General features: G+C 72.5%; 15 protein-coding genes. 7 read left to right on the forward strand and 8 right to left on the reverse strand.

The features are described 5' to 3' along the window. Positions 1-12: 12 nt before the first annotated feature. Positions 13-2214, reverse strand: a complete 2202-nt coding sequence (locus IE274_RS25390) for an OmpL47-type beta-barrel domain-containing protein (protein ID WP_190118203.1) — start codon at positions 2212-2214, stop codon at positions 13-15. Next, the gene (locus IE274_RS25395; protein ID WP_372447003.1) at positions 2211-4757 is read right to left on the reverse strand and encodes a ThuA domain-containing protein; all 2547 of its coding nucleotides are present in this window, start codon (positions 4755-4757) and stop codon (positions 2211-2213) included. The genes IE274_RS25390 and IE274_RS25395 overlap by 4 nt, the downstream gene beginning before the upstream one ends. 267 nt (positions 4758-5024) lie before the next feature. Between IE274_RS25395 and IE274_RS25400 the strand changes: the two genes are divergently transcribed. Beyond that, a complete protein-coding gene (locus tag IE274_RS25400; RefSeq protein WP_190118205.1) occupies positions 5025-6122 on the forward strand; it encodes a multicopper oxidase domain-containing protein in 1098 nt (365 codons plus the stop codon). A gap of 68 nt (positions 6123-6190) precedes the next feature. Here the strand turns inward: IE274_RS25400 and IE274_RS25405 are convergent, their stop codons facing one another. Further along, complete coding sequence (locus tag IE274_RS25405; RefSeq protein WP_190118206.1) at positions 6191-6754, reverse strand: RICIN domain-containing protein; 564 nt, start codon at positions 6752-6754, stop codon at positions 6191-6193. Positions 6755-7008: 254 nt separating this feature from the next. Between IE274_RS25405 and IE274_RS25410 the strand changes: the two genes are divergently transcribed. Both IE274_RS25410 and IE274_RS25415 read left to right on the forward strand, forming a co-directional pair. Next, the gene (locus IE274_RS25410) at positions 7009-8076 is read left to right on the forward strand and encodes a LacI family DNA-binding transcriptional regulator (RefSeq protein WP_190118207.1); all 1068 of its coding nucleotides are present in this window, start codon (positions 7009-7011) and stop codon (positions 8074-8076) included. Positions 8077-8335: 259 nt separating this feature from the next. Then, positions 8336-9100 carry an SDR family oxidoreductase gene (locus IE274_RS25415; protein WP_190118208.1) on the forward strand — a complete coding sequence of 255 codons (765 nt, stop codon included), beginning with the start codon at positions 8336-8338 and terminating at the stop codon, positions 9098-9100. 109 nt (positions 9101-9209) lie between these two features. On the opposite strand, the gene IE274_RS25420 is transcribed toward IE274_RS25415, so the two are convergent. After that, complete coding sequence (locus tag IE274_RS25420) at positions 9210-10433, reverse strand: glycoside hydrolase family 64 protein (protein WP_190118209.1); 1224 nt, start codon at positions 10431-10433, stop codon at positions 9210-9212. 423 nt (positions 10434-10856) lie between these two features. On the opposite strand from IE274_RS25420, the gene IE274_RS25425 reads away from it, so the two are divergent. Next, complete coding sequence (locus IE274_RS25425; RefSeq protein WP_190118210.1) at positions 10857-11648, forward strand: VOC family protein; 792 nt, start codon at positions 10857-10859, stop codon at positions 11646-11648. Between the two features lie 140 nt (positions 11649-11788). Beyond that, positions 11789-12037 (forward strand): WhiB family transcriptional regulator, encoded by a 249-nt coding sequence (locus IE274_RS25430; protein ID WP_190118211.1) that lies wholly within the window; start codon positions 11789-11791, stop codon positions 12035-12037. Between the two features lie 57 nt (positions 12038-12094). Here the strand turns inward: IE274_RS25430 and IE274_RS25435 are convergent, their stop codons facing one another. Beyond that, a complete protein-coding gene (locus IE274_RS25435) occupies positions 12095-14566 on the reverse strand; it encodes a glucosidase family protein (protein ID WP_190118212.1) in 2472 nt (823 codons plus the stop codon). Positions 14567-14679: 113 nt separating this feature from the next. Between IE274_RS25435 and IE274_RS25440 the strand changes: the two genes are divergently transcribed. After that, positions 14680-18474 (forward strand): hypothetical protein, encoded by a 3795-nt coding sequence (locus IE274_RS25440; protein ID WP_190118213.1) that lies wholly within the window; start codon positions 14680-14682, stop codon positions 18472-18474. Positions 18475-18602: 128 nt separating this feature from the next. Here IE274_RS25440 and IE274_RS25445 read toward each other — a convergent pair whose 3' ends face one another. The 3 genes from IE274_RS25445 to IE274_RS25455 all read right to left on the reverse strand — a co-directional run bounded on the left by IE274_RS25445 (position 18603) and on the right by IE274_RS25455 (position 23813). Further along, positions 18603-19571 carry an acyl-ACP desaturase gene (locus IE274_RS25445; RefSeq protein WP_190118214.1) on the reverse strand — a complete coding sequence of 323 codons (969 nt, stop codon included), beginning with the start codon at positions 19569-19571 and terminating at the stop codon, positions 18603-18605. A gap of 137 nt (positions 19572-19708) precedes the next feature. Beyond that, positions 19709-22048, reverse strand: a complete 2340-nt coding sequence (locus IE274_RS25450; protein WP_190118215.1) for an ATP-binding cassette domain-containing protein — start codon at positions 22046-22048, stop codon at positions 19709-19711. Positions 22049-22091: 43 nt separating this feature from the next. After that, positions 22092-23813 (reverse strand): ABC-F family ATP-binding cassette domain-containing protein, encoded by a 1722-nt coding sequence (locus tag IE274_RS25455; protein ID WP_190118216.1) that lies wholly within the window; start codon positions 23811-23813, stop codon positions 22092-22094. Positions 23814-24378: 565 nt separating this feature from the next. Between IE274_RS25455 and IE274_RS25460 the strand changes: the two genes are divergently transcribed. Further along, positions 24379-25212, forward strand: a complete 834-nt coding sequence (locus IE274_RS25460) for an isocitrate lyase/PEP mutase family protein (protein WP_190118217.1) — start codon at positions 24379-24381, stop codon at positions 25210-25212. Positions 25213-25234: the final 22 nt, after the last annotated feature.

The following is a 25234-nucleotide window of genomic DNA, read 5'->3' on the forward strand; positions in this document are numbered from 1 at the left end:
AGGGCTGGTCGCCTACAGCTCCTTGATCCGGATGTCCCGGTACGACACCACGTCCGTGACGCCGTGGACCTGGAGGCCGACGTACCCGGACGCGAAGCGGCGGCCGTCCGTGCCGGGGTCGTCGCCGCGCGGCGGCTCGAAGAGCTGACCGCCGGTGTTGTCGAACTCGTTCAGCAGGACACCGTTGCGGTAGACCGAGTAGCGCTGGTCGACCACGCGGATCTCGTAGTCGTTCCAGGTGCCCTTGGGTGTCACGCCCGCGCCCGCGAGACCGACGCGGTCGAAGCCGTACACCGAACCGGTCTTGTACATGTCGCCGTCAGGACGGTCGAGCACCTGCACCTCGTGGCCGTACTTGATGGCGACCCACTCCGGACGTGACTCCTCCGGGTGGTCGTGGACCTGCGGGAAGCGCACGAACACACCGGAGTTGGCGTTCCCGGCGGCCGGGGCGTCGTCGCGCCACTGGAGCTTCAGCGAGAAGTCCCCGTACTTGCGCTCGGGGAACCACAGCATGCCGAGCCCGTTCTTCGTCGTCCCCGACGTCATCGAACCGTCGGTGTTCAGGCCGAACGAACCGCCGCCCACATGCTGCCACTTGGCGAAGGACTTCTGGGTGCCGTCGAAGAGCGGACGGTAGCCCTCGGTCTGGCCGGGCTTGCCGATGCCCGACCGCTTCGCCGCGTTGTTGATCTTCTTGTACTCGCGCTGGTCGATTTCGGCGGCCTTCTTGAGGCGGTCCGTGACGGTCTTCACGTGCTTGAGGAACAGCGCGTGCGACGACCAGTCCTTCTCGTCCTCGATCAACTCGCCGATCCGGCAGCGGTTGTTGGTGACCCGGTTCGGGATACCCGTGTCGACCGTGCCGACGAACACCGTCAACCGCTCGTCGTACTCGGGGCAGTTGGGCCCGGGGACCCCGCCGCCCTCGTCGACGGTGAACGCCACCGACTTCGCGGGCGCGGTGTTGCCCGCCTGGTCGCTCGCCCGGTACGCCACGGTGTGCCGCCCGACGCGGTCGACGACGACGGGCGCGGCGTACGCCACGTACGGGCCGCCGTCCAGGGAGTACTCGACCTTGTCCACACCCGAGCCGGAGTCGGTCGCGGTGACCGTCACCTTGGCCTTGCCGATGTAGGCGCCGTCCGAGTTCTTGTCGCCGTCGACCTTCGCCGACGTCTCCGGCGGCGTCTTGTCCTCGGTGGGCGGCGCGACCACCGTGAACTCGACCGACTTCTCCGGAGCCACGTTCCCGGCCTTGTCCGAGGCGCGGTAGCGGACCTTGTGGCTGCCCACCTCGTGGACCATCACCGGGGTCGTGTACGGCTGCCAGGCGCCGTCGCCGACCGCGTACTCGACCTTGTTGAGGCCCGAGCCCGCGTCGGACGCCGTCACCGTGACCGTCGCCATGCCGAGGTACTGGCCCTGGCCGTTCTGCTCGCCGCTGACCGTCGCGGAGGTCTCCGGCGGCGTCTTGTCGTCCGTCGGCGGCGCGACCACCTTGAAGTCGACGGCCTTCTCCGCCGCCACGTTGCCCGCCTTGTCGGACGCCCGATAGCGGATCTTGTGGGTGCCGACCGTGTTCACGACGACGGGCGTCGTGTACGGCTGCCAGGCGCCGTCGGCCCCGACCGCGTACTCGGTCTTCTCGACGCCCGAACCCTCGTCGGTCGCCGTCACGGACACCGTCGCCGAACCGACGTACGCGCCGTCGGAGTTGGTCGCGCCGTCCACCTTCGCCTTCGTCTCCGGGGCGGTGGTGTCCTCGCCGCCGCCCTCGGTCACGACGATGATGCCCTGCATCGCGCCGTGGCCGGGGATGGTGCAGTAGTAGCGGTAGCGGCCCGGCTTGAGGGTGACCTCGGCCGTGTGCTTGCCGCCCTGGTCGTCGCCCGGGTTGGCGAGGATGTTCAGCGGGACGTCGTTGTTGTACTCCGGGTCGGAGACGTCGAACGTCAACGTGTGCGGCATGCCGGTGGTGTTGCCGGTGGCCACGCTGTTCTCGAAGACGATCGTCGTCCTGCCCGCGACCGCCGTCGTCGGCGCGGACTTGTACTTGGTGATGTCGTTGTCGGCGGTCCAGGTGAGCGTCTGCTGCGCCGCGGCGAGCCCGGTGTTGTCGGGCCGCGCGCTGGCCGCCGACGTCAGACCGACCGCCATGAGGAGCGCGGCGAGCAGGGCCGTCCAGACCCTGCCCCGGTGAGCGGATCTCATCGTGCCGCCTTCCTCGCCAGGTCCGTCGCCGCCGGAGTGGCCGCGCCGCCCTTGTAAGTGACCCGCCACAGCGCCGACTTGGCGTCCGAGGTGAAGAAGCCGCGCCCGTAGTCCAGGACGTACAGCGAACCGTCCGGGGCGAACTTCCAGTCCATCAGGTTCTTGATGTTGTCGTTGCCCACCGGGATGATCTTCCGGAGCGATTCGGCGTGCACCGGCAGACCGCCCTTGCCGACCGTCTTGGGGTCGGTGAGCACCGCGTGCCGCGGCTGGTCGCCGTCGTAGAAGTCCCCGACGAACCACTTGCCGTCCCAGTACGACGGCCACTTGTCGGCGCTCGCGCTCGCCGCGTCGTAGCGGTAGACCGGGCCGTTCATCGTGGCCTGGCCGCCGCCCTTGAGCCACGGCAGGAGCTGCTTCTGCTCCTCCGGCTTGTAGCTCGGCACGCCGTTCGCGTCGCGCGGGTAGTCGATGCCGCCGCCCTGCGGCGAGTACCAGATGGTGTTCGGCTCGGCCGGCGGGATCTTCACCAGGCCGTCGTTGTTGGGCGACTCGTTGCGCAGGTTCTTGCAGTCGTACCAGCCGAGCGGCTTGCTCGGGTCCGGCAGATTGCGGTCGCGGTAGGGCTGGTTGTTGCCCATGCAGTACGGCCAGCCTCGGTTGGAGGCGTGCGTGATGGCCGCGAACGTGTCGTACTTGGCCGGACCCCAGGTCGTCGACGGCTGACCGGCGTCGGGGCCGACCCAGCCCGCGTACAGGGTGTCGGTCTTCTTGTCGACGAAGATGCGGGCGGGGTTCCTGACCCCCATCACATAGATCTCGCCGCGCGTCTTGCCGCCGCCCTCGTCCGGCTCCTCGCCGGTGAAGAGGTTGCCGTCGGGCAGTGTGTACGTGCCGTCGGGCTCCGGGTGGATGCGCAGGATCTTGCCGTTGAGGTTGTTGGTGTTGCCCGCGGTGCGGCGGGCGTCGGCGAAGGAGACGCCCTTGAAGTTCGGCTGCGGGTTGTTGCCCGAGTAGCCGTCGCTGAAGCCGGAGGAGTTGTTGTCACCCGTCGCGATGTACAGGTTGCCCTTGGAGTCCCAGGCCATCCCGCCGCCCGAGTGGCAGCAACTGTGCACCTGTACAGGCCACTTGAGCAGCACCTTCTCGCTGGCCATGTCCAGCTTGCCGGTGGCCTGGTCGAGGGTGAAGCGGGAGACGTACCGCTGCGCCATGTGCGTGTCGCGATTGAGCTGCGAGTGCGGCGTGTAGTGCAGATACACCCACCCGTTCTGCTCGAACCTCGGGTCCAGCTCGATGCCGAGCAGACCCTCCTCGACCTTGATCAGCTCACCGCCGCCGCCCTTGTTGCCGAAGACCGACAGCGCCCCGGCCAGGGTCGACTTCTTGGTCTTCGGGTCGTAGACGTGGATCTCGCCCTTGCCCTTGCCGATGTCGGGGTTGTTCCAGTCGGTGATCACGGGCTGCGAGGAGTCGGCGCCGCCGCGGCCGATGTAGAACACCCGGCCGTCGGGGGCCGTGACCAGGCCGTGCGGCTCGCCGATCTGGTCGTTCTGGCCCGGCTTGTTGGGCTGGGTCAGGCGCTCGGCCTTGTAGTTCGCGTTGATGGTCGCCTTGCAGTCGGCGCGCGCGATGCGGGTCGTCCACAGCAGGGCGCCGCGCAGGTGGCCGCGGAAGTCCGCCTCGTCGTAGGCGTCCGCCGTGCCGCCCATGCCGGTGTAGAAGGACCGGCCGCCGTCGTAGTCACGGCACCACGACACCGGGTGGTCCCAGCCGTTCGCGCCCTCGCCCGGCTTGTACGTCGACTCGCGCACGCGGGCCACGGTGTGCACGTCGCCCGACGGGTTCGTCTCCCAGTTCAGCCACTTGTCGGGGCGCTTCCACTCCAGCGGCAGGTCCTTGGTGGCGGGGTTCTCGCGGTCGCCGACCTCGACGGTCGCGCGCTGCGCCGTCGTGGGGCTCGCGTCCTTGGGGCGGGCGCCGACGAGACCGGTGAACCAGGACGAGTACGGCTCGGCGCGGGCCGCGTCGTGCAGGCCGAGGAAGCCGCCACCGGCCTCCATGTAGGCCTCAAGGCCCGCCTCCTGCTCGGCGTCGAGGACGTCGCCGCCGCCGGTCACGAACGTCACCGCGTTGAACTTGCCGAGCTTCTTGGCGTTGGTGAACACGGCCGGGTCGTCGGTGGCCGTCACCGTGAACCGCTGCTCGGCCGGGCCTGATTGGCCGATCTTCTCGATGGCGGCGATGGCCGCGTCGACGACCGGGGACTCCTCGCCACCGGCCGCCGAGCCGTAGAAGGCGAGCACACGGACGGTCGCGCTGCCCGGGGGAGCGGGGAGCGCGCGTGACATCGTTGTCTTCATCTGCTCCGCGTCAGGGAGCGGTTCCGGAAAGGGGCGCGCGGTCGCGGCGGGGCCCGTGAGGACTCCGGCGGCGACGGCTCCGGCGGCCAGGGCGGCCGCCCAGGCGCGGCGCCGGGATCTATGTCTTGGTCTGCCCAACCCTCGTACGGTTGGCGGCGTTTGATGCGGAGTCAGCCGCATGAGTACATCCACCCATCGTCGGTCACGGCTACGGCGTATACCTCAACAGTGCGGAGGAAGCCAGCCCTCCATCGATGGCTGGCGCCGATGAAGCTAGCCCTCTTTTGACGGCTAGCCAATAGCTACGACATCACTTCGTGCGACCTTTGTCCTGCGTGTGGATAAACCGGAGTGCTGCCGCTAGCGTGTGGCCGGAATCCGGTGCCTCGTGCGCCCGGCCATGTCCGTACGTTGCGTCAGTTTCCGTATATGAGTGGGGAGTTCGCCATGGACAGACGGAGCTTCAACCGCCGGATGCTGGCCGGGGGAGCGGCGGCCACCGTGGGGGTGACATCGTTGTCGGCGATGGCGTCGGACTCCGCCGCCGACGCCCCGCGCGCGGTGGATCCGCCGAAGACCGCCCCCGCGGGCGGCGAGGTGCGCCGCATCAAGATGTACGCCGAGAAGCTCCCCGACGGGCAGTTGGGCTACGGCCTGGAGAAGGGCAAGGCCACGATCCCCGGCCCGCTGCTCGAACTCAACGAGGGCGACACGCTGCACGTGGAGTTCGAGAACACCACCGACGTCGACGTCAGCCTGCACGTTCACGGCGTGGACTACGAGATCTCCAACGACGGCACCAGACACACCAAGTCGCATGTGGCGCCCGGCGCCAAGCGCACCTACACCTGGCGCACGCACGCCCCGGGCCGCCGCAAGGACGGCACCTGGCGCCCCGGCACGGCCGGGTACTGGCACTACCACGACCACGTGGTCGGCACCGACCACGGCACGGTCGGCGTGCGCAAGGGCCTCTACGGCGCGGTGATCGTGCGCCGCAAGGGCGATCTCCTGCCGGACCAGACCTGCGTCGTCGTCTTCAACGACATGATGATCAACAACAAGCCCGCCCACTCGGGGCCCAACTTCGAGGCCACGGTGGGCGATCGGGTCGAGTTCGTGTCGATCACGCACGGCGAGTACTACCACACGTTCCACATCCACGGTCACCGCTGGGCCGACAACCGCACGGGCCTGCTCACCGGCCCCGACGACCCCAGCCAGATCCTCGACGACAAGATCACGGGCCCCGGCGACTCCTTCGGCTTCCAGGTGATCGCGGGCGAAGGGGTGGGCGCCGGGGCGTGGATGTACCACTGCCACGTGCAGAGCCACTCCGACATGGGGATGGTGGGGCTGTTCCTGGTCAAGAAGCCGGACGGCACGATCCCGGACTACGAGCCGCACCATCCGCACGCGGGGGCGGAGAAGAAGTCGGGCGGGGGCGGGGCGGGCGAGGGCAAGTCGAATGGTCCCGAGTCCGGCGGGGGCAAGTCAGGTGCGGACAAGTCCGGCGGGGGCGGGGCCGACCACGCGCACCACTAGCGCATCGACCGCGCCTCGACGCTGCGCGTGGCGGATCTCCGGCCGTCCCCGCCCCGTCGTCCCGGCGGCTACGGCCGCACGAAACGCCACCGGTACCGCAGGTCGGCGGGGTCGAGGTCGCGGCGGGCCGTCACGTACGACGTGCCCGCCGCATACGGCGTGCTCAGCCGCTTCTCGTCGTCCCACGACAGCCAGTTGGCCTCGCCCGCCCCGTTGAGGGAGAGCCGCCAGGCCTGGTTGAGGTCGTTCTCGTCGCACGGCCCCAGCCAGGCGAGGCCCCAGCCCGCGATGTCCGTGAGGCATGTGCCGTTGTCGCGGGACACGATCCGGAAGCCGTTGTGGGTCCGCAGCTCGAAGGTCCACTGCTGACGTCGGTCGCCCGCGTCGCAGGTGGCGAACGTGGCGGTGCCCTGGAAGCCGTTCGCGGGGTCGGCGGCTGTGGTCATGCACAGGCCGTTGCCCACGTTGCGCCACTGCGACCAGGCGTCGTCGGCGGGGATCACGGGGGCGGCGGGGGCTTCGGCGTGCACGGGGGCCGTGCCCGCGACGACGGTCCCGGCCAGGGCTGCGACCAGGGCTCCCGTCAGGACGGCGAGCCTGCGTGCGGGGTTCCTGCGGCGTGTGGACGTCATGCGTACTCCCTGCCCCGTGGCAGCGCCGGGCGCCGCGGTGGATCACGTTCCGTGACCTCGATGCTGGCGTACGCGGCGAGCGACCCGCCATCCCCGGCGCCCGGGATGGCCCGCATGAGGTGACCGCTGGCCGAGAAGGGTGAACCGGTCCGCCCCGAGTCCCGAACGGACACTGGTGGGCGGCGTGAATGTTCGATGGAGTGCGGCGGCCCCGGAGCTATTCTGATCGGCAACCGTCGACGAGGAGTCCCGAGGTGCCCCAGGCAGCAGCGCGTCCCACGCTGGAGGCCGTGGCCGAGCGGGCCGGGGTGTCGCGGGCGACGGTGTCACGGGTCGTGAACGGCGACGCCGGGGTACGCGAAGCGCTCGCGGTGAAGGTCAGGCGCGCGGTGCGGGAACTCGGCTACGTCCCCAACCGCGCCGCCCGCAGCCTCGTCACCCGGCGCCACGACGCCGTTGCCGTGGTCATCGCCGAGCCCGAGACGCGGGTGTTCGCCGACCCGTTCTTCGCCCGCCAACTCCGGGGCATCAGCAAGGAACTGACGGCACGCGACGTCCAGTTGGTGCTGCTCCTGACGGAGGGGCGGGACGACCACGAGCGCGTCGGGCGCTATCTCGCGGGCGGCCACGTCGACGGCGCCCTCGTCTTCTCGCTGCACCTGGACGACCCGCTGCCCGGCATCATCCACGGCGCCGGTCTGCCCACGGTGTTCGGCGGGCGGCCGGGCTGGACGGGCGGCGTCCGGTACGTCGACTGCGACAACCGCGGCGGCGCCCGCCAGGCCGTACGCCACCTCACCGCCCTCGGCCGCACCCGCGTCGCGCACATCACCGGACCCCTCGACCAGACCTCCGCCGTCGACCGCCTCGACGGCTACCGCGACGTCGTACCGGAAGGCGACCCACGGCTGGTCGCCGACGGCGACTTCACCCCCGCGGGCGGCGAACGCGCGATGCGCGCGCTCCTCGACCGCTGCCCCGACGTGGACGCGGTCTTCGCCGCCAACGACTTGTCGGCGGCCGGGGCGCTGCGCGTCCTGCGCGAGTCCGGACGCCGGGTGCCCCAGGACGTGGCGGTCGTCGGCTTCGACGACATGCTTCCCCTGGCCGAACAGGCGGACCCGCCGCTGACGACGGTCCGCCAGGACATCGAGGAGATGGGCCGCCTGATGGCGGCGATGCTGCTGCGCGACCAGGCACAGGGGCCGGGACAGGGGCAGCCGCAGCCCGACGCCCCGGATGCCGGGGGCGGCGAGGCGGCGTCCGAGGAGGCCGCGCACGTGGTGCTGCCCACGGAACTCGTACGCCGGGAGTCCGCGTAGCGGTACTCGTAGCCCGGGAATCCGCCTGGCGATCCGATCCGATCCGACCTGATCTGATCCATCCGATCCGGTCTGATCCATCCGATCCGGGCGCGGCCCGCCCGCAGTACTCACCACGGCCGCGTGCCGTACTGGGGAGTTCTTTTTTCCGCCACCGGTCACACTTCCCGCGCCCCGCGAGTCATAGCAGTGAGCCCCGCGGAACGCGCGGGTGCCGCCGGGAGCGGAGGCTTCCGGGTGTGACGAGTTGGGAGCGGTCATGGCGGGAACGATCCTGGTCACCGGTGGTACGGGCACGCTCGGCAAGCTGGTGGTGCCGTTGCTGCGCGAGGCGGGTCGCGACGTGCGCGTGCTGACCCGGAACGCCCGGCCCGCGCGGGACGGCGTCGAGTACGTCACCGGGGACCTGGTCAAGGGCGAGGGCATCGAGAAGGCCGTGGCCGGGGCCGAGGTGGTGCTGCACCTCGCGGGCGGCCCGAAGGGCGACGAGGAGGCGGCCCGCAACCTGGCTCGCGCCGTCGGCGGTGCCGGGGTGCGCCACCTCGTGCACATCTCGGTCATCGGCGCCGACCACATGCCGATCGGCTGGTTCCGCGCCAAGCTGGGCGCCGAGCGCGCCGTGGCCGAGTCGGGCGTTCCGTGGACGACGCTGCGGGCCGCCCAGTTCCACGACCTGGTCCTGACCATGGTGTCGAAGATGGCGAAGCTCCCGGTGATCCCCGTCCCCGGCGGCCTGCGCTTCCAGCCGGTCGACGCGCGCGAGGTCGCGGCCCGGATCGCGGAGCTGGCCCTCGGCGAGCCCGCGGGCCTGGTGCCCGACCTGGCGGGACCGAAGGTGTACGGCATGGGCGAGCTGAGCCGCGGCTACCTGGAGGCCCGCGGCAAGCACCGCCTCCTACTGCCGGTACGGATGCCCGGGAAGGTCGGACGGGCGTACCGCGCGGGGGAGAACCTGACGCTGGACGGCGCCGCCGTGGGCCGCAGGACGTGGGAGGACTTCCTGGTCGAGCGAGTGGAGGCCTGACACGGGGGCCGCGCTGGAGGGGCTCGGACTGGACGCGCTCGGGCCGTACGAGCCGGACGGGGGGCGGGCACCGGAAGGATCTGCCCGCCCCCCACCCGCGGCGGAGCCGCTACGCGCCGACCGACACCGTGAACCTCCGCGGGTTCCCGTCGTGCGCCGCCCCCGACACGTCCGGCTGGCCGTCCGGACGCACGTCGTCGTACGGGAAGGCGTACCCGATGGGCGAGTTGGCGTGCACCACGCGGGCCCAGTGGTTGGTGACGTCGCCTCGGTAGTAGTCACCGGACGTCGTGCCGTTGGGCTGCGAGGGGTGGGTCAGCATGATGCTGCGGTTGAAGCCGGCGGCGAGGCGGGCGAGGAGGCCCTTCTTGTCGTCGGGGTCGTTCGGGTTGTTGGCGAACGGGCCGTGGTTACAGGTGAAGATGTCCTTCGAGGACGGCTTGGCGAAGGTGTGCCCGCCCTCGAAGGTGAGGGTGTCCCCGCTGACCCGGCCGACGCGCACGCCCCGGCCGCCCTGCAGGTCGATCCGCAGGTCGGTGGCGCGGTACTTGTCCCAGACCTGGTCGACGTAGCCCTTGAAGAGGTCGCGGAACGGCATCTGGTCGGGGCGGTCGAAGTACGGGGCCATGAGGTTCTGCGGGGAGATGACCCGCAGCACGCCGCCGTCGCCGCGGATCACCAGCTTGTCCCAGGGCTGCCCGTCCCGGCCCGCCTGCGCCACCAGATCGGCGGCGATCTTGTCGACGGCGCCGTCCGGCAGCGGCGCGACGGTGTGGGTGGCGTCGCCCGCCAGCGTCAGGCCGATGGGCAGCGCGGTCACCAGGTCGACGTAGCTGATGTTCGCGTACAGCTGCGTGCTGTTGAAGGTGAACTCGCAGAACGACCACGTGCGGCCGTAGTTCGGGTCCTCCTTGGTGGCGAAGGCGGGCTCGACGAGGGACGGGCCCGGGTTGAGGAAGAAGTCCAGCTTGTCGTCGCGGACGAAGTAGACGCGGGCGCCGTACATCTGAGGCAGCGTCAGGACCTTGGGGGCGGAGCCCGCCGCGCCGAGGGGGATGGCGCAGTCCACCGGCAGCGGGGTCTGCGGGGCCGACGGCGAATCGGGGCGGTACACCCCGCCGTCCGGCTTGAGCAGCAGCCAGCGGTCGGTGCCGGGCTCGTGCCCGGTGACGTACGCGCGGACCTGGCCCGGCAGCGACTTGTTCTGCAGGGCGAGTTCGCAGGTCGCGGGCGCGGCTTCGGCGCGCGGGCTGAGCGCGGGGCCCCAGGCGGGGTAGGTGAGGGCGCCCGCGGCGGCCGCGGACGACGTCAGGAACACTCTGCGCGATATCACGGAAATTCTCTCCTGGCTGGAATGTGGGGGGAGTTGAGCAGGAGTGCGGCCCGGGCGCGCGGGTGGTGCGTCGACGTGCCCCCACTGTTGCCGCGGTGAAAACCCGGCGTCAAGAGCTGACGCTGAGAGCGCTCTCAGAAACTTGTCCGTGTTCACAAGATGACGGCGGACGGGCGCGGAGGGTGACGGAACGCGGCCCGGTGGCCCACCGGGTGGTGACGGTGCGTGCCCGGGGGCGGCCGGCGCGCGCGGATTGTCAGTGCCCGGTGGAAGACTCGGAAGGGACATACGGCCGAGGCGGCGAGCAGCCACAAACGGCATCCAAAGGCAGCAAGAGCGGCAAGGGCAGCAAGCGCGACAGCGGCAAGCGCGACAAGAGCAGCAAGAGCGACAAGAGCGATGCGAGCGACAAAGGAGTCGATCATGCTCAGTAACCTCACGCTCACCGGCGCCCCGATCTGGGTCGATCTGGGCACCACGGACATCGACGGCGCGGCCTCCTTCTACCGCGCGGTCTTCGGCTGGGACTTCGAGAAGGGCGGCGAGGACGTCGGCGGGTACGGCACCTTCCAGCTCGGTGGCAGGACCGTCGCCGGCGGCATGACGGTCACGCCCGAGATGGGCGCCCCCGCCTGGTCGCTGTACTTCTGTACGCCCGACGCGGACGCCACCGCCAAGCAGGTCGAGCAGGCCGGTGGCAGCACCCTCTGGGAGCCGACGGACGTCCTCGACCTCGGCCGCATGGCGGGCTTCACCGACTCGGGCGGCGTCGCCTTCTCCGTCTGGCAGCCGGGGACGAACAAGGGCCTGGAGCTGGTGAACGAGCCCGGCGGGCTGATCTGGACCGAGCTGTACACCCCGGACATCGAGGCGGGCGCCGCGTTCTACGGGACGGTGTTCGGCTGGAAGACCATCGTCCAGCCCTTCGAGGGCGGCTCGTACACCATGGTGTACCCGGGCGAGGGCACGGCGGAGGACATGTTCGGCGGTCTGTGGCCGCTGGACCAGGACCCGGTCGAGCAGGAGGCCGGGGTGTACTGGATGCCGTACTTCCAGGTGGCCGACATCGACGCGGTCGTGGAGAAGGCGCGGACGAGCGGCGGCACGGTCCGGGCGGAGCGGATGGACCTCGCCGGGGTGGGCGCGTTCGCGAAGCTCGCCGACCCGTACGGCGCGCGGTTCGCGCTGATGCAGCCGGAGCCGCGACAGGGCTGAGCCGCGGCAGGGTCGAGCCGCAGGTCACGGGGGTGAGAGGCGATGTCGCGGGGCCGGTGACGCCCGACTCCGCGACGCCCGGCGCGCCGCGTTGATCGAACGTTGATCGGTTGTTTCGCGCCGTCCAGCACGATCACTGCATGCACTATGACACCACTTTGACCGAGCCCGGCCTCGACTGGCAGGAGCAGGCGCTGTGCGCGCAGACCGGGCCCGACTTCTTCTTCCCCGAGCCGGGCAGTTCGGTGCGCGAGGCCAAGCGCATCTGCCTGCTGTGCGACATGCGCGAGACCTGCCTCACGTACGCCCTCGACAACGACGAGCGGTTCGGGGTCTGGGGCGGGCTCTCCGAGAAGGAACGGCAGAGCCTCCGCCGCGACCAGGCCTGAGACCGCGACGGGGGCTCGCCCCGGAGCCACCGGAGCCGGGCACAGCTCACTGTGGAGCTAGGCGTAGCTCACCTCGAACCGCCGCGTCCCCGCCGGGATGTGGACGTCGTCGCCGCTCACCGGCACGTCGCGGCCGTCCGCCGACGCCGACCGCACGGAGCCGAAGCGGCACGGGTAGACGTACCGGACCCGCTCCGGGGCCCGGACGATGTCCACGGTCACCGTGCGGGCGCTCGCGTCGTGCGTGAGCCGGTAGCCGAAGGGCGCGCCGAACAGCGTCGGCGCGTCCTCGACGGTCACCGACTCGCCGTCCGGCACCCAGTGCGGGCGCACGCCCGGGGCGATGTACACGTGCGGATCGTGGTCCTCGTCGGCCTCGAAGAACAGGATGTCGCGGAGCAGCAGCAGATACTCCGCGGCGGCCCAGCCGTGTGGGATGTCCCCCATGTACCAGTGCCGGTACGGGACTTCGGTGAAGCCCGACGCCACCGGGAACGCGTGCTGCTCGTTCCACGCGCCGAGCGCCACCGCCCGGTCGTCGACGCGCGGCATGGACGCGCTCACGGCCCAGCCGAGCAGCGCGTCCATCCGCGCCGCGTCCCCGGCGAGCAGGTACGCGTGCGCCAACTGCGTCGTGAGATAGGGCCCGTACGCGTTCCAGGCCGCCTCGTGCCGGAAGCCGCCCGTCACGAACCGCCCGTACATGGTGTCGAGGGTCCAGCGCGCCGCCCGGTCGACGTCGGCGCCGAGCTTGCTGCCCATGTGCAGGCGCAGCGGATGGAAGTACGCGGCCGCGCCGATCATCGTCGAGTCGCGCCGCCCGACGTCGCCGGGCCCGGTCGGGATGTACGTCTCCCACTCGCCCCGTCGCCGCTGCTCGTCCAGGACCCAGCGGACGGACGCCGCCGTGGCCTGTTTCAAGTCGTCGAAGGCGGCCCAGAGTTCACGGACGTCCGGGGTGCCGAGGCGTTCGGCGAGCCGCGCCGCCTCGTACAGGCCCGCGAGGCCCCACAGGTCGTCCCAGTAGTGCGGCTTGTCGCGCTCGCCCAGGTGCTCGGCGCTCCAGCCGCTGTGCAGCAGGCCGTAGCCGTCCCGGTTGTCGCGCAGCCAGCGGGCGCCGTCGATGACATACGGCGTGTACAGCTTCGCGCCGAACGCCGCGGCGCGGCCCGCCGTGCGGTCGTAGCGGCCGATCGCCCACAGCGCCTGGCCGTTGCTGTCCCACTCGTGGTCGTCGCGCTCGTGCGGGCCGCCGTAGAAGCCGTACTCCGCGCACGGCCCGATCCGGCCCGTGCCGCGGTTGAACCGCCCCGGATAGTGCGTGCCCAACTGGTGCTCCGCCAGGGCCGCGTCGCCCACCAGCGAGCACGCCGTCGCCTCCACCGAGGAGTCCCGGATCCAGAACGAGTCGTACACCGTCGGACCCGGATGGATCTCCCCGTGGTCGGAGAGGACCAGCAACTGCGAGCGTGCCTGCCGGAACAGGTCCGTCAAGTGGCGCACCGGATCCGGGAGTCCGGGCTGCACGCCCTGCCCGATGAGCTTCGCCGTCCAGAACGCCCGGTTGGCCTCGGCCAGTTCGGCGGCGGGCGTGGCCCGCAGCTCGGCGAGGTCGGCCGCCCCGCTGTACAGGTCGACGGGCAGCCGCACATCGACCTCGAACACCTCGTCGCCCGCCACCCGGAACGGCCACGCGAACGCGGCGCTGCACAACCCCGCGACCTGGTCCTGCGCCTGCAGCGCGGCGTTCAGCTTGCCGCTGACGGCCAGGTCGTGGAACGGGCTGCGCGCCAGGTAGGTGGCCGGGTCGAGCGAGAAGTCCGGGTTGCCGTACACCCCGTAGTACTCGGGCGCCGTGTCGAACGCCGGGCCCCAGCCGCTGTTCGTCTCCACCCGCGCCTCGTCCGGCAGGTACCTCAGGAACGTCAGCCGCCGGTCGGTGCCGTTCGGGTCGCGGCGGTCGTGCCGCTGGAAGCCGCTCGGCCCCGCGGGCAGCACGGCCGCGCACAGCCAGCCCTCGCGCGGCGGCCCGCCCGCGCCCGTGACGCTCAGCCGGGTCACCGTGAGGTCCCGCTGCCGCGGCCCGACCGGCACCGCGAACGTCCGCTGCGTGAACCCGAGCCCGTCCGCCGCCCGGAACGTCGTCACGACCTCCGGCACGTGCGGCGCCTCCATCCGCTGCGTGACCGTGCCGCACTCCGCGAGCTGCGGCACCCCGACGGTGCCCGCCGCCGGGTCGTACAGGAAGAACGCCAGGCAGTACTTGTCGTACACCGGCTCGATCTCCCCGGCCTGTCCGACCAGGGACTCCTGGCGGTGGTCCTTCACGCCCACCATGTGCCAGTACCGGTACAGCGCGTTCGAGGCGAAGGCGGCCTCCTTCGACTCGTACGTGCCCGGGTCGAAGTCGTCGCTCCAGCGCCGGAAGGCGGTCTGCGCCCACCACGGCACCGGGTACGGCACCCGGGCCCGGTCCGCCCAGCTGCGCCACATGACCTCGTAGAACATCCACTCATGGGTCCGTGCCACTCCCGTGCACCCCCTGCGGTCGACGGTCGCTGTGTCCGTCCGCCCAACATGGCACCGCCGGACGGCACCGTAAATCGCTACGGCACCGCGCACCCGCCGGGCAGAATCACCGCATGACCTCCCCCGAGCCGACGACCACGGCAGCCCGCCTCCTCGCCGCCCTCGACCCGCTCCCTCACCCGCAGCGGATGCGGGAACTCGCGCGGTGGGGGCGGGAGTTGAGGCGGGACGGTCTGGTCCGCGGGGTGCTGGAGGAGTTGGAGGGCGGGGGCGACCCCCATGCCCCTGGTGGTGCTGGTGGTCCCGGCGACTCCCGCGGTCCCAGCGGCACAAACGACCCCGACGCGCTCGGCAGCGCCGGAGGTCCCGGCGCCGCGAGCGACCCCGGCGCTCCCGGCGGCGCTGGAGGTCCCGGCAGTGGCCGTCGCACCAGAGGCCCCGGCAGTCCCGCCGCTCCCCGCCGATGGGCCTTCGGCAGCCGCGACCGCGGCCGCAGCGACCCCACCACCGGTGGCCCGCACCGCCACGCGGCCCAGCTCGTGCCCGGCCGTCCCTACGAACGCGGCATCGCGATCCTCCTCGCCGCCATCACCGTGGACACCGAGTGGATCGCCGCCCGGCTCGCCGACCCCGACCCGTTCGTCCGTGGGCACGCGCTGCGGGCCGCGGGGCCCGCGCGGTTGCCCGACGCCGCCTTCGAGGCCGCGCTCGACGATGCCCCCGAGGCCGTGCGCGGGCAGCTCTTGCGGGCCGTGGTCGCCGGGCGGCGCACCGCGCTCGCGGACCGGCTCGTCGACGGTGTGCGGCGGGCCTGGGGCGACGCGGCGGCGGCCCGGCTGCTGCCGGGCTGCTCCGACGAGGTCGCCGCGCGGCTGCTGCCCGAGCTGTTCCACGCCGTGCGGGGCTGGAGCGGACTGGCCCGCCGCCACGGCGAGTTGCTGCTCGACGTCGTCACCCGGCACCTCGCCGCGCCCGAAGCGCTGCGCGACTCCCGCTGGGAGGAGTGCGCGGCGGCCCTGGAGGCCACAGCCGACCTGGCCCCGGCCCGCGTACTCGACCTGCTCGAACGGTACGCGCCGACCCGCTTCCCGGCCCCGCTCCTCCCGCACCTGCGGGTGTTCGCGAGCGCCGACCCGGCCGCCGTGCTGCGCCTGCTCACCGGCCCGTGGAACCCCGCGCTGCGGACCAGCGGCCACCTGACCCCCGCCGTCCTGCGGGCACTCGCCCGCTCCGGCGACCCCGAGGCCGACGCCGCCGTCCGCAGGTACGCCCGTTCCGTCGCCGACGACGCGGGCGCCCTCGGCCGCCTCCTCGCCGCGCACCCGCCGGCCGCCCGCGCCGCGCTGTTCACGGCCGCCCGCGCGGGCCGCGGCACCAGCCCCGTCACGGAGAGCGTCGTCCTCGACGCGCTGCCGCGCCGGGCCGCCGCCGACGAGGCCCGCCGCGCCGCCGCCGAGGGCCGGGCCGACGGCGCCTACTGGGTGGCCGTGCTCGCCGCCGAGTCCTACCTGCCGTGCGCCGAGGCCCGCGACCACCTCGTCGCCGCGACCCGCCGCCCCGACGCCTACGACCGCGCGGACGCCTGGCCGTACCTCATCCGCAACGTCGCACGCTCCGGCGACACCGCCGAAGTCACCTCCCTCCTCGCCGACTTGGCGACCCGCATCGCCAACGAACAGGACCTGGTGCGCTGCGAGGCGCTGCTGGCCCTGTCCTCGATGCGCCCCGCCCTCCTCATCGAGGCCGCCGCGCCGCACCTGGACAAGCTCACCGCCGACGCCGTCGCCGCGCGCGACTGCTCGGTCGACAGCCGCGAAGGGCTGAGCGCCCTCGCCGTGGCCGTGCTGCGCGAGCACGCGGCAAGCGGGCAGCGGGAGTTGGTCGGCTGGAGCCTGCGCACCCTCACCCGGCTCTCCGGCAGCACCGGCCACGTCGACCTCGGCCGCCTCGACCGGACCCTGCGCCGAGGCCAGGAGCACGACGTGTACGAGGCGCTGCGGTCGTGGATCGAGGCGGGCGCCGAGAAGGCCGACTACGGCCTCGCGTTCACCCTCGCCCGCGCCGTCGGACGGCGCGCGCACGGCATGCCCGCACTCCAGGAACTCCTGTGGCAGGCCGTCCGGTTCGGCGCCAACCGCACCGCGGCCACCGCGATCGACCTGTGGCTCGACGCGCCCGCCACCCGCGACGAACGCGTCGCCCTCGTCCTCGCGCGGGAGCCGTCCGCGGCCGCCCTGCCCGCCGTCCACGCCGTCCTGACCGGCCGCCGCACCGACCTCCTCGACCAGGTGCTCGGGGCCGCGCCGCCGTACGGGCGCTTCCTCGCGCAGGGCTCCGCGTGGACCGTACCGGCGGGGCCGCGGCAGGTGCGGCGCTGGGTGCCGCGCCAACAGCAGGCGCTGCTCGGGCAGTTGGGGTCCGCCGCGCGGGACGCGGGGCTGCCGCAGGGGGACCGGGCGGTGGCCGTCGCGCGCTGCGCCGACGTCCCCGGGGCGGGGCCCGCGCTGCTCCGCGACTGGGGCGCCGACCCCGAGGTCCGGCTCGCCGAGGCCGCGCTCGGCGCGCTCGCCCGCACGGACCTGCCCGGCGACGCGGTGCCCGCGCTGCTCGCGTACGCGGACGGCGATCGCGCGCGGGTCGCCGTGTACGCGGCCTCGCGCGCCTCGCGGTACGCCCCGCCGTCCCGCCTCGCCCCCTGGCTGCGGCACGTCCTGACCGGACACGGCGCCAAGGTCACCAGCCGCAAGGAGGCGGTGCGCCTCGCCGCGGCACGGCTGCCCGCCGTCGGCGCCGCCGCGCTGCTCCGCGAGGTGTACGAGGCGCCGGGCGCCCACCGGGACGTGCGCGCCGCGTGCGTGGCCTTCGCCGCCGCCCGGCTGCTCGGCGAGGAGGCCGCCTGGCACGTCCTGTCCGACGCGACCCGTGGCGACCAGGTCCTGCGGACGGCCCTCCTCCGCACCCGGCCGCTGGACGTCGGACCGTCCCACCGCGAGCGGTACGCGCGCCTCGTCCGCGAGGTGAGCGACACCGAGGACACCGAGGACACCGAGAACACCGAGACGGCCGTCCTCGCCTTCGACACCCTGTCCCGCTGGGCGCCGTGGGCCCCTGCGGCGGCCGATGTCCTCGCCGCCGCGTGCGCGGATCTCACGCGGGGGCGACTGGTGTGGCAGGCGGCGGGGCGGGGGCTCGTGGCGGCGGCTGTGGCGACGGAGGGTGGGGGCGCGGCGCTGTGTGCTGCGCTGGACGGGCTGGTGGAGGGTGCTGGTCGGCGTGAGGGGGCTGGCGGGATGGCGGGGGGTGCTGGTGAGCCTGAGGGTGCGGGTGGGGTGAGGGGCGCGGGTCCGGCTGGGGGCGGCGGTGGGGTGGAGGTTGCCGGGCAGGCCGGGGTCGGCGGGGTGGTGGTTGAGCGGGATCTGCCTGCGCGGCGGCGGGTGGAGTTCGTCGTGGCTCACCTGGCGGGGCTGCGGGGGAGCACCGCGCGTGCGGTGTGCCGTCGGGCGGGGGAGGTGCTGGCCGCCCATGACGGCTTCGTGCCGCAGGCTGCTCGGCTGCTGACCGCCGCGCTGGACCTCGCGGCCGCGGAATCGGACGGGACCGCCGCCGCTGTCGTCCGCCTGGCGGCGCTGCACCGCGACCGCCCGGCGCTGACTCCCGCGACGTGCCGTGCCCTGGCGACCCGCGTCGAGGCCACGCCCCCGGACGCCGTGCTCGTCCCGTTGGCCCGGACCCTGGCCTCGGCGGAGACCCCCGCGGCAGCGCTCTTCGCCGTCACTCTCACCGCGGTCCAGGGCACCCGCACAGCCTGGCCCCACGAGTGGCGCACCCTCCTCCACGCCCTGCGCCGGCACCCCACGCCGGACGTCCGGGACGCGGCCCTGGCCGTGACCTTCACCCCGGACGCCTGACGGTTGTCGTCCTGGCACCGTCGGCCCGGGCGGCGCCCCACCCGCCCGCGCGCCCACACTGGGCCGCAGGTGAGACGCGGGTTCAGCCTCGCGGGCGAGCGTCGCCGGGCCGCTGCTGGGACGCGGGCTCAGCCCCGGGCGGCGATGCGGGCCCGGCGGGCGGCGAGCTTCTCGTCGAACTTCGCGGCCTCCGCGTCGAGACCACCCATGAAGAGGCCGAGCTCCTCCTGGGCCCGGGCGCCCTCGGGGCCGAGCCCCGGGACCTCCATGATCTTGAGGAAGCGGAGGACGGGCTGCAGCACGTCGTCGTGGTGGATGCGGAGGTTGTAGACCCCGCCGATGGCCATCTGCGCGGCGGCCCGCTCGAACCCGGGGATGCCGTGTCCGGGCATGCGGAAGCCGACGACGACGTCCCGGACGGCGCACATCGTGAGGTCGGGGGCGAGGTCGAAGGCGGCCCGCAGCAGGTTCCGGTAGAAGACCATGTGCAGGTTCTCGTCGGTGGCGATGCGCGCCAGCATCCGGTCGCAGACGGGGTCCCCGGACTGGTGCCCGGTGTTGCGGTGGGAGATCCGGGTGGCCAGCTCCTGGAAGGCGACGTACGCGACGGAGTGCAGCATCGAGTGCCGGTTGTCGGACTCGAAGCCCTCGCTCATGTGCGCCATGCGGAACTGCTCGAGCTGGTCGGGGTCGACGGCGCGGGAGGCGAGGAGGTAGTCGCGCATGACGATGCCGTGGCGCCCCTCCTCGGCGGTCCAGCGGTGCACCCACGTGCCCCAGGCGCCGTCGCGCCCGAAGAGGGAGGCGATCTCGTGGTGGTAGCTGGGGAGGTTGTCCTCGGTGAGGAGGTTCACGACGAGGGCGATGCGGCCGATGTCGGTGACGGGCGACTGCCCCTTCTCCCAGGCCTCGCCGTCCTCGAAGAATCCGGGGAAGTTCCGGGCGTCGGAGAACGGCACGTACTCGTGCGGCATCCAGTCCTTGGCGACGCCCAGGTGCCGGTTGAGCTCCTTCTCGACCACTTCTTCCAGGGCGTACAGGAGCCGGGCGTCGGTCCATGTGTCCGTGCTGCCGAGGTGGGAAGGGGTGATCGTCACGGGGGGCTCCTGGGGACGGGAGGGGGAGGGGTGCGGTGCGCGGGGGGAACCGCAGCGCCGCGAGCGGAGTACCTACGGCATCGTAGGTTACGTTCCCGTAGGTTAAGCCCTCCGTAAAGAGCCCCCCAAACCGGGGGTCAGCCCACGCCGCCCCCGGCCACCCTCACGGCCCGCCGCAGATGCTCCGCCGTGTGCGACCCGCGCACCCCGAGCAGCTCCCGGGGCGTCCCCTCGAAGACGACCTGCCCGCCGTGCTTGCCGCCGTCGGGTCCCAGGTCGATGACCCAGTCCGCGTGCTTGACGACGTCCAGGTTGTGCTCGACGACGAGCACGGTGTTCCCGGCGTCGACGAGCCGGTCGAGCATGGCGAGCAGTCCGTCGACGTCGGCCATGTGCAGTCCGGTCGTCGGTTCGTCGAGGACGTACGTGGTGCCGGTCCGGTGCAGCTGGGTGGCGAGCTTGATGCGCTGGCGTTCGCCGCCGGAGAGCGTGGACAGGGGCTGCCCGAGGGTGAGGTACGTCAGGCCGACGTCGCGCAGGGCGGCCAGTCGGCGACGTACCGCCGGATCGGGGAAGTCCTCGAAGAAGGCGAGTGCCTGCTCGGCGGTCATGTCCAGGAGGTCGACGACGGAGCGCCCGCCGACGGTCAGCCGCAGCACCTCGTCCTTGAAGCGCCTCCCCTCGCAGACCGCGCACGTCGTCGTGACCGGGTCCATGAAGGCCAGGTCGCTGTAGATGATCCCACGCCCCTGGCAACTCTCGCACGCGCCCCGGGAGTTGAAGCTGAACAGACCGGGCTCGGAGCCCGTGCGCCTCGCGAAGAGGCCGCGTACCCGATCCATGATCCCCAGGTACGTCGCCGGGGTCGACCGCCCCGAGATGCCGATGGCCGACTGGTCGACGGCCACGGCGTCGGGGTGCTGCTCCAGAAAGACCCGGGAGATCAGCGTGCTCTTGCCGGAGCCCGCGACACCCGTCACGGCCGTGAGCACGCCGGTGGGCACCCGCACGCTCACGTCCTTGAGGTTGTACAGGTCGGCCCCCTTGATCCACTCGCCGCCGACGGGCTCGCGCGGGTGCTCCTTGACGCCGCTGGTGCGGCGCAGACAGCGGCCCGTGAGGGTGTCGGCGGCGCGCAGTTCCTCGGGGGTGCCCTCGAAGACGACGAGGCCGCCGTCGGCACCCGCGGCTGGGCCCATGTCGACGACGTGGTCGGCGACGGCGATCACGTCCGGGTCGTGCTCGACGACGAGCACGGTGTTGCCCTTGTCGCGCAGGCGAAGCAGCAGGTCGCCCAGGCGGCCCACATCGCGCGGGTGCAGGCCGACGCTCGGCTCGTCGAAGATGTACGTCATGCCGGTGAGGCTGGAGCCGAGGTGCCGCACCATCTTCAGGCGCTGGCCCTCGCCGCCGGAGAGCGTGGACGTCTCGCGGTCCAGGCTCAGATAGCCGAGCCCGATGGCTTCGACGCGTTCGAGCGCGGCCACGGCGGCCCCGGCGATCGGGCCGGCCACCGGGCCTTCGATCCGGCCGAGCGCCGCGATCAGGTCGGTGACCTCCATGCGCGTGCAGTCGGTGATGCTCAGGCCCGCGACGCGGGTGGCGAGCGCGGCCGCGTTCAGACGCGCGCCGTCGCACGCCGGGCAGTGGTCCTCGACGAGGAAGGGCTGCACCATGTCGCGGGTCTTCTGGGAGAGCGCAGACAGATCGCGGTGCAGATACAGCCGCTCGAAGCGGTCGGCGAGCCCTTCGTAGTCGATGTCGCGGGAGCCGCCGGTGTTGTCGACGTTGACCTTGCCCGCCCTCTTGCCGCGCCCGCCACCGCCGCGCATCAGAAACTGCCGTTCCGTGGCGCTGAATTCACCGACCGGCTTGTGCGTGTCGAGGTCGGTGGTGTTCGTGTACGTCTGGCCCTGCCAGGTTCCGACGGCGAACGGCGGGAACAGGATCGCGCCGCCCGCGAGGGTCTTGGCGGGGTCGAGGATGCGGTCGTAGTCGGGTCGCACGGTGCGGCCGAGCCCGGCGCACTCGGGGCACATGCCGCTCGGGTCGTTGAACGAGTACGCGGTGGCCGGGCCCGCGCTCGGCGTGCCGTGCCGCGAGAACAGGACCCGGATCACCGAGTAGATGTCGGTCATCGTGCCGACGGTGGAGCGGGAGTGGCCGCCGATCGGCTTCTGGTCGACGACGATCGCGGGCGCGAGGTCCTCGATGGCGTCCGCGTGCGGCCGCTCGTACTTCGGCAGCCGGTTGCGGATGAACCACGTGAACGTCTCGTTGAGTTGCCGCTGCGACTCGACGGCGATCGTGTCGAAGACGACCGACGACTTCCCGGACCCCGACACCCCCGTGAAGACCGTGAGCCGGCCTTTGGGGATGCGCAGGTCCACCTCCTTCAGATTGTTCTCACGGCCTCCGCTGATGGTGATGTGCTGGTGGTCGGACCGGGTGCGCGGTGGGTGACTGGCTGCTCGCATACCTGCGAAGCTAGTCGGGATACCCGACAGCTCCTGTCCTGTTTTACGAGGCGATCTGAGCGCTGTCGGCGCCCTCGGCGTGCTCGGCGTGCTCGGCGTCCGTGGTGTTCTCCCCGCTCCGCGCGCTCATGGTGAACTCGGTGACCGCCGCGAGATCCGCGAACTCCTTGAGCTCCCCGTCGAGCAGCAGCCAGCGGGTGATGCCGATGGATTCCAGGAACGGCAGGTCGTGGCTGGCCACGATCAGCGCGCCCTCGTAGCTCTCCAGGGCGGTGGACAGCTGCCGGACGCTCGCCATGTCGAGGTTGTTCGTCGGCTCGTCGAGCATCAACAGCTGCGGCGCGGGCTCGGCGAGCAGCAGCGCCGCGAGCGCCGCCCGGAACCGCTCGCCCCCGGAGAGCGTGGCGGCCCGCTGGTCGGCCTTCGCGCCCTTGAACAGGAAGCGGGCGAGCCGCGCCCGGATCCGGTTGTTGGTGGCGTCCGGCGCGAACCGGGCGACGTTCTCGGCGACGGTCCGCTCCTCGTCGAGCACGTCGAGACGCTGCGGCAGGAAGCGCAGCGGCACGTGCGCCTCGGCCTCCCCACCGAGGGTGTCGAGTTCGCCGCTGATGGTCCTGAGCAGGGTCGTCTTGCCCGCGCCGTTGCGGCCGACCAGCGCGATCCGCTCGGGTCCGCGCAGCTCGAACCTGCCCTTCACCCGCGCTCCGTAACGGAGTGTCAGGTCCTGCAGCGTCAGAACGGTGCGGCCCGCCGGGACGGCGGTGTACGGCAGGTCGACGCGGATCTCGTCGTCGTCCCGTACCGCCTCGACGGCGTCGTCCAGGCGCTCCTTGGCCTCGCTCAGCTTCTCCTCGTGCATGATGCGGTGCTTGCCCGCGGACTCCTGGGCGGCGCGCTTGCGGGCCCCCATGACGATCTTGGGCTCGCGCTTGCTGTCCCACATCTTCTGGCCGTACCGCTTGCGGCGGGCCAACTTGACCTGGGCGTCGGTGAGTTCGCGCTTCTGCTTGCGCAGGTCGGCCTCGGCGACGCGCACCATGCGCTCCGCCGCCTCCTGCTCGACGGCAAGCACCTCCTCGTACGCGCTGAAGTTCCCGCCGTACCAGGTCACTTCGCCGTCGCGCAGGTCGGCGATCTGGTCGACGCGGTCGAGCAGCTCCCGGTCGTGGCTGACCACGACGAGCACCCCGGACCAGGCCTCGACGGCCGCGTACAGGCGCCTGCGGGCGTGCAGGTCGAGGTTGTTGGTGGGCTCGTCGAGCAGCAGGATGTCGGGCCTGCGCAGCAGCAGCGCGGCGAGCCGAAGCAGCACGGACTCGCCGCCGGACACCTCGCCGGTGGTGCGGTCCAGGCCGATGTGGCCGAGGCCGAGCTGGTCGAGGGTGGCCGCGGCGCGCTCCTCGACGTCCCAGTCGTCACCGACGGCGGTGAAGTGCTCCTCGCTCGCGTCGCCCGCCTCGATGGCGTGCAGGGCCGCGCGGGTGGCGGCGATGCCGAGGACCTCGTCGACGCGCAGGGCGGTGTCCAGGGTGACGTTCTGCGGCAGGTAGCCGACGTCGCCCGCGGTGCGGACGGTGCCGTCGGCGGGCGTCAGTTCACCCGCGACGAGCTTCAGGAGGGTCGACTTGCCCGATCCGTTGCGGCCGATCAGACCGGTCCTGCCGGGACCGAACGCGGCCTGGAAGCCGTCGAAGACGCTCGTGCCGTCGGGCCAGGCGAAGGCGAGGGAGGTGCAGGTGATGGACGTGGCGGGGGACAAGGACATACGGGCCTCGCGGTTGCTTGTGGTGCGGCGGGTGTGGGCAACGTGTGCGGGACACCGCGAGGGTCGTGTGTGCGTCGGCAAGGGCGTCGGGGCGCCGGGGCCGGACGTCGGGAGGCGGTCACGCCGGGGGGCCGGAGAAGAGAGAAGGCCCGGTGCCGGAACGGACGGCTCGTACGCCGAGGTCGCACACATCGTGCGCAGCGGAGAACTCACGACAAGCGAGGAGTTCGTCGACGGCTGCGACGCGGTGTCTCAAGACCTCAGACGAGCAACGTCCTTCTCCAATCGACGGCAACAGAACCGCTATACACCGTAGAAGAGGTGCGGGGGTCTGTCAACGGGCTTTCTCGGGGTGGGGTGGACGCGCCGGTCTGGTACCCGGGGCGGCCTCCGCTACCAGCGTGCCGGGTCGGTCGGCCGTCGCGCAAAGGAATTTCCGCGCGACGGTCCTCGGCGTCGGCGTCGGCGTCGGCGTCGGCGTGGTCGCGGGGGTCGGCGGGGCGGTTGCCGTTGATGTCGGATTCTCGCCAGACCCCGTTCCCGCACCCCTGCTTGAGTACCGGCCATGACGAACCAGCACGCCACCGCGACCGCCTTCCGCGCCCTGCACACCCCCGGTGCCCCGCTCGTCCTGCCCAACGCCTGGGACCTCGCGAGCGCCCGCGTCGTCGAGGCGGCCGGTGCGGCCGCCGTCGCCACCACCAGCGCGGGCCTCGCCTGGGCCCTGGGCGCCGCCGACGGCGACCGGCTGACCCGGGACCGGGCGCTCGCCGCCGTCGCCGCCATCACGGCCGCGGTCGAGGTGCCGGTGACCGCCGACATCGAGAGCGGCTACGCCGAGGACGCGGCGGGCGTCGCGGACACGGTGCGCGCCGCGCTCGCCGCCGGGGTGGTCGGCGTGAACATCGAGGACGCCCTGTACGGGACGGCCGAGCCGCTGCGGCCGGTCGCCGAGCAGGCGGAGCGGATCGCGGCCGCGCGCGGTGCCGCCGACGCGGCGGGCGTACCGCTGTTCGTGAACGCGCGCGTCGACACCTACCTGCGGGGCGTCGGCGAAGGCCCGGACGCCCGGCTCGCGCTGACCCTGGAGCGGGCCGCCGCGTTCCTCGCCGCGGGCGCGGACGGGGTCTTCGTGCCCGGCGCGGTGGCCCCGGACACGGTCAAGGCGCTGGTCGAGGGCGTCGACGGGCCGCTGAACATCATGGTGGGACCGGGCGCGCCGACGGTGGCGGACCTCGCCGGTCTCGGCGTCGCACGCGTCAGCGCCGGCTCGGGCATCGCACAGGCGGCCCACGCCCTGGTCCGCAGGGCCGCGCGGGAACTGCTGACCGAGGGGACGTACGAGTCGCTGGCGGGCGGGCTCGACTACGGGGAGCTCAACGGGCTGTTCGGCCGCTGAGACCGGGCGGAGGGGCGTCGTG

Origin of the sequence: Streptomyces flavofungini (assembly GCF_014650815.1) — a bacterium.
In the GTDB taxonomy this organism is placed as follows: Bacteria; Actinomycetota; Actinomycetes; order Streptomycetales; family Streptomycetaceae; genus Streptomyces; species Streptomyces flavofungini.

Excerpts from the sequence above, each read along its gene's own strand:
- IE274_RS25395 (WP_372447003.1), bottom strand. The coding sequence starts at position 4,757 with ATGCGGCTGACTCCGCATCAAACGCCGCCAACCGTACGAGGGTTGGGC.
- IE274_RS25425 (WP_190118210.1), top strand. The coding sequence starts at position 10,857 with ATGCTCAGTAACCTCACGCTCACCGGCGCCCCGATCTGGGTCGATCTG.
- IE274_RS25440 (WP_190118213.1), top strand. The coding sequence starts at position 14,680 with ATGACCTCCCCCGAGCCGACGACCACGGCAGCCCGCCTCCTCGCCGCC.
- IE274_RS25390 (WP_190118203.1), bottom strand. The coding sequence starts at position 2,214 with ATGAGATCCGCTCACCGGGGCAGGGTCTGGACGGCCCTGCTCGCCGCG.
- IE274_RS25430 (WP_190118211.1), top strand. The coding sequence starts at position 11,789 with ATGCACTATGACACCACTTTGACCGAGCCCGGCCTCGACTGGCAGGAG.
- IE274_RS25415 (WP_190118208.1), top strand. The coding sequence starts at position 8,336 with ATGGCGGGAACGATCCTGGTCACCGGTGGTACGGGCACGCTCGGCAAG.
- IE274_RS25455 (WP_190118216.1), bottom strand. The coding sequence starts at position 23,813 with ATGTCCTTGTCCCCCGCCACGTCCATCACCTGCACCTCCCTCGCCTTC.
- IE274_RS25450 (WP_190118215.1), bottom strand. The coding sequence starts at position 22,048 with ATGCGAGCAGCCAGTCACCCACCGCGCACCCGGTCCGACCACCAGCAC.
- IE274_RS25405 (WP_190118206.1), bottom strand. The coding sequence starts at position 6,754 with ATGACGTCCACACGCCGCAGGAACCCCGCACGCAGGCTCGCCGTCCTG.
- IE274_RS25460 (WP_190118217.1), top strand. The coding sequence starts at position 24,379 with ATGACGAACCAGCACGCCACCGCGACCGCCTTCCGCGCCCTGCACACC.
- IE274_RS25400 (WP_190118205.1), top strand. The coding sequence starts at position 5,025 with ATGGACAGACGGAGCTTCAACCGCCGGATGCTGGCCGGGGGAGCGGCG.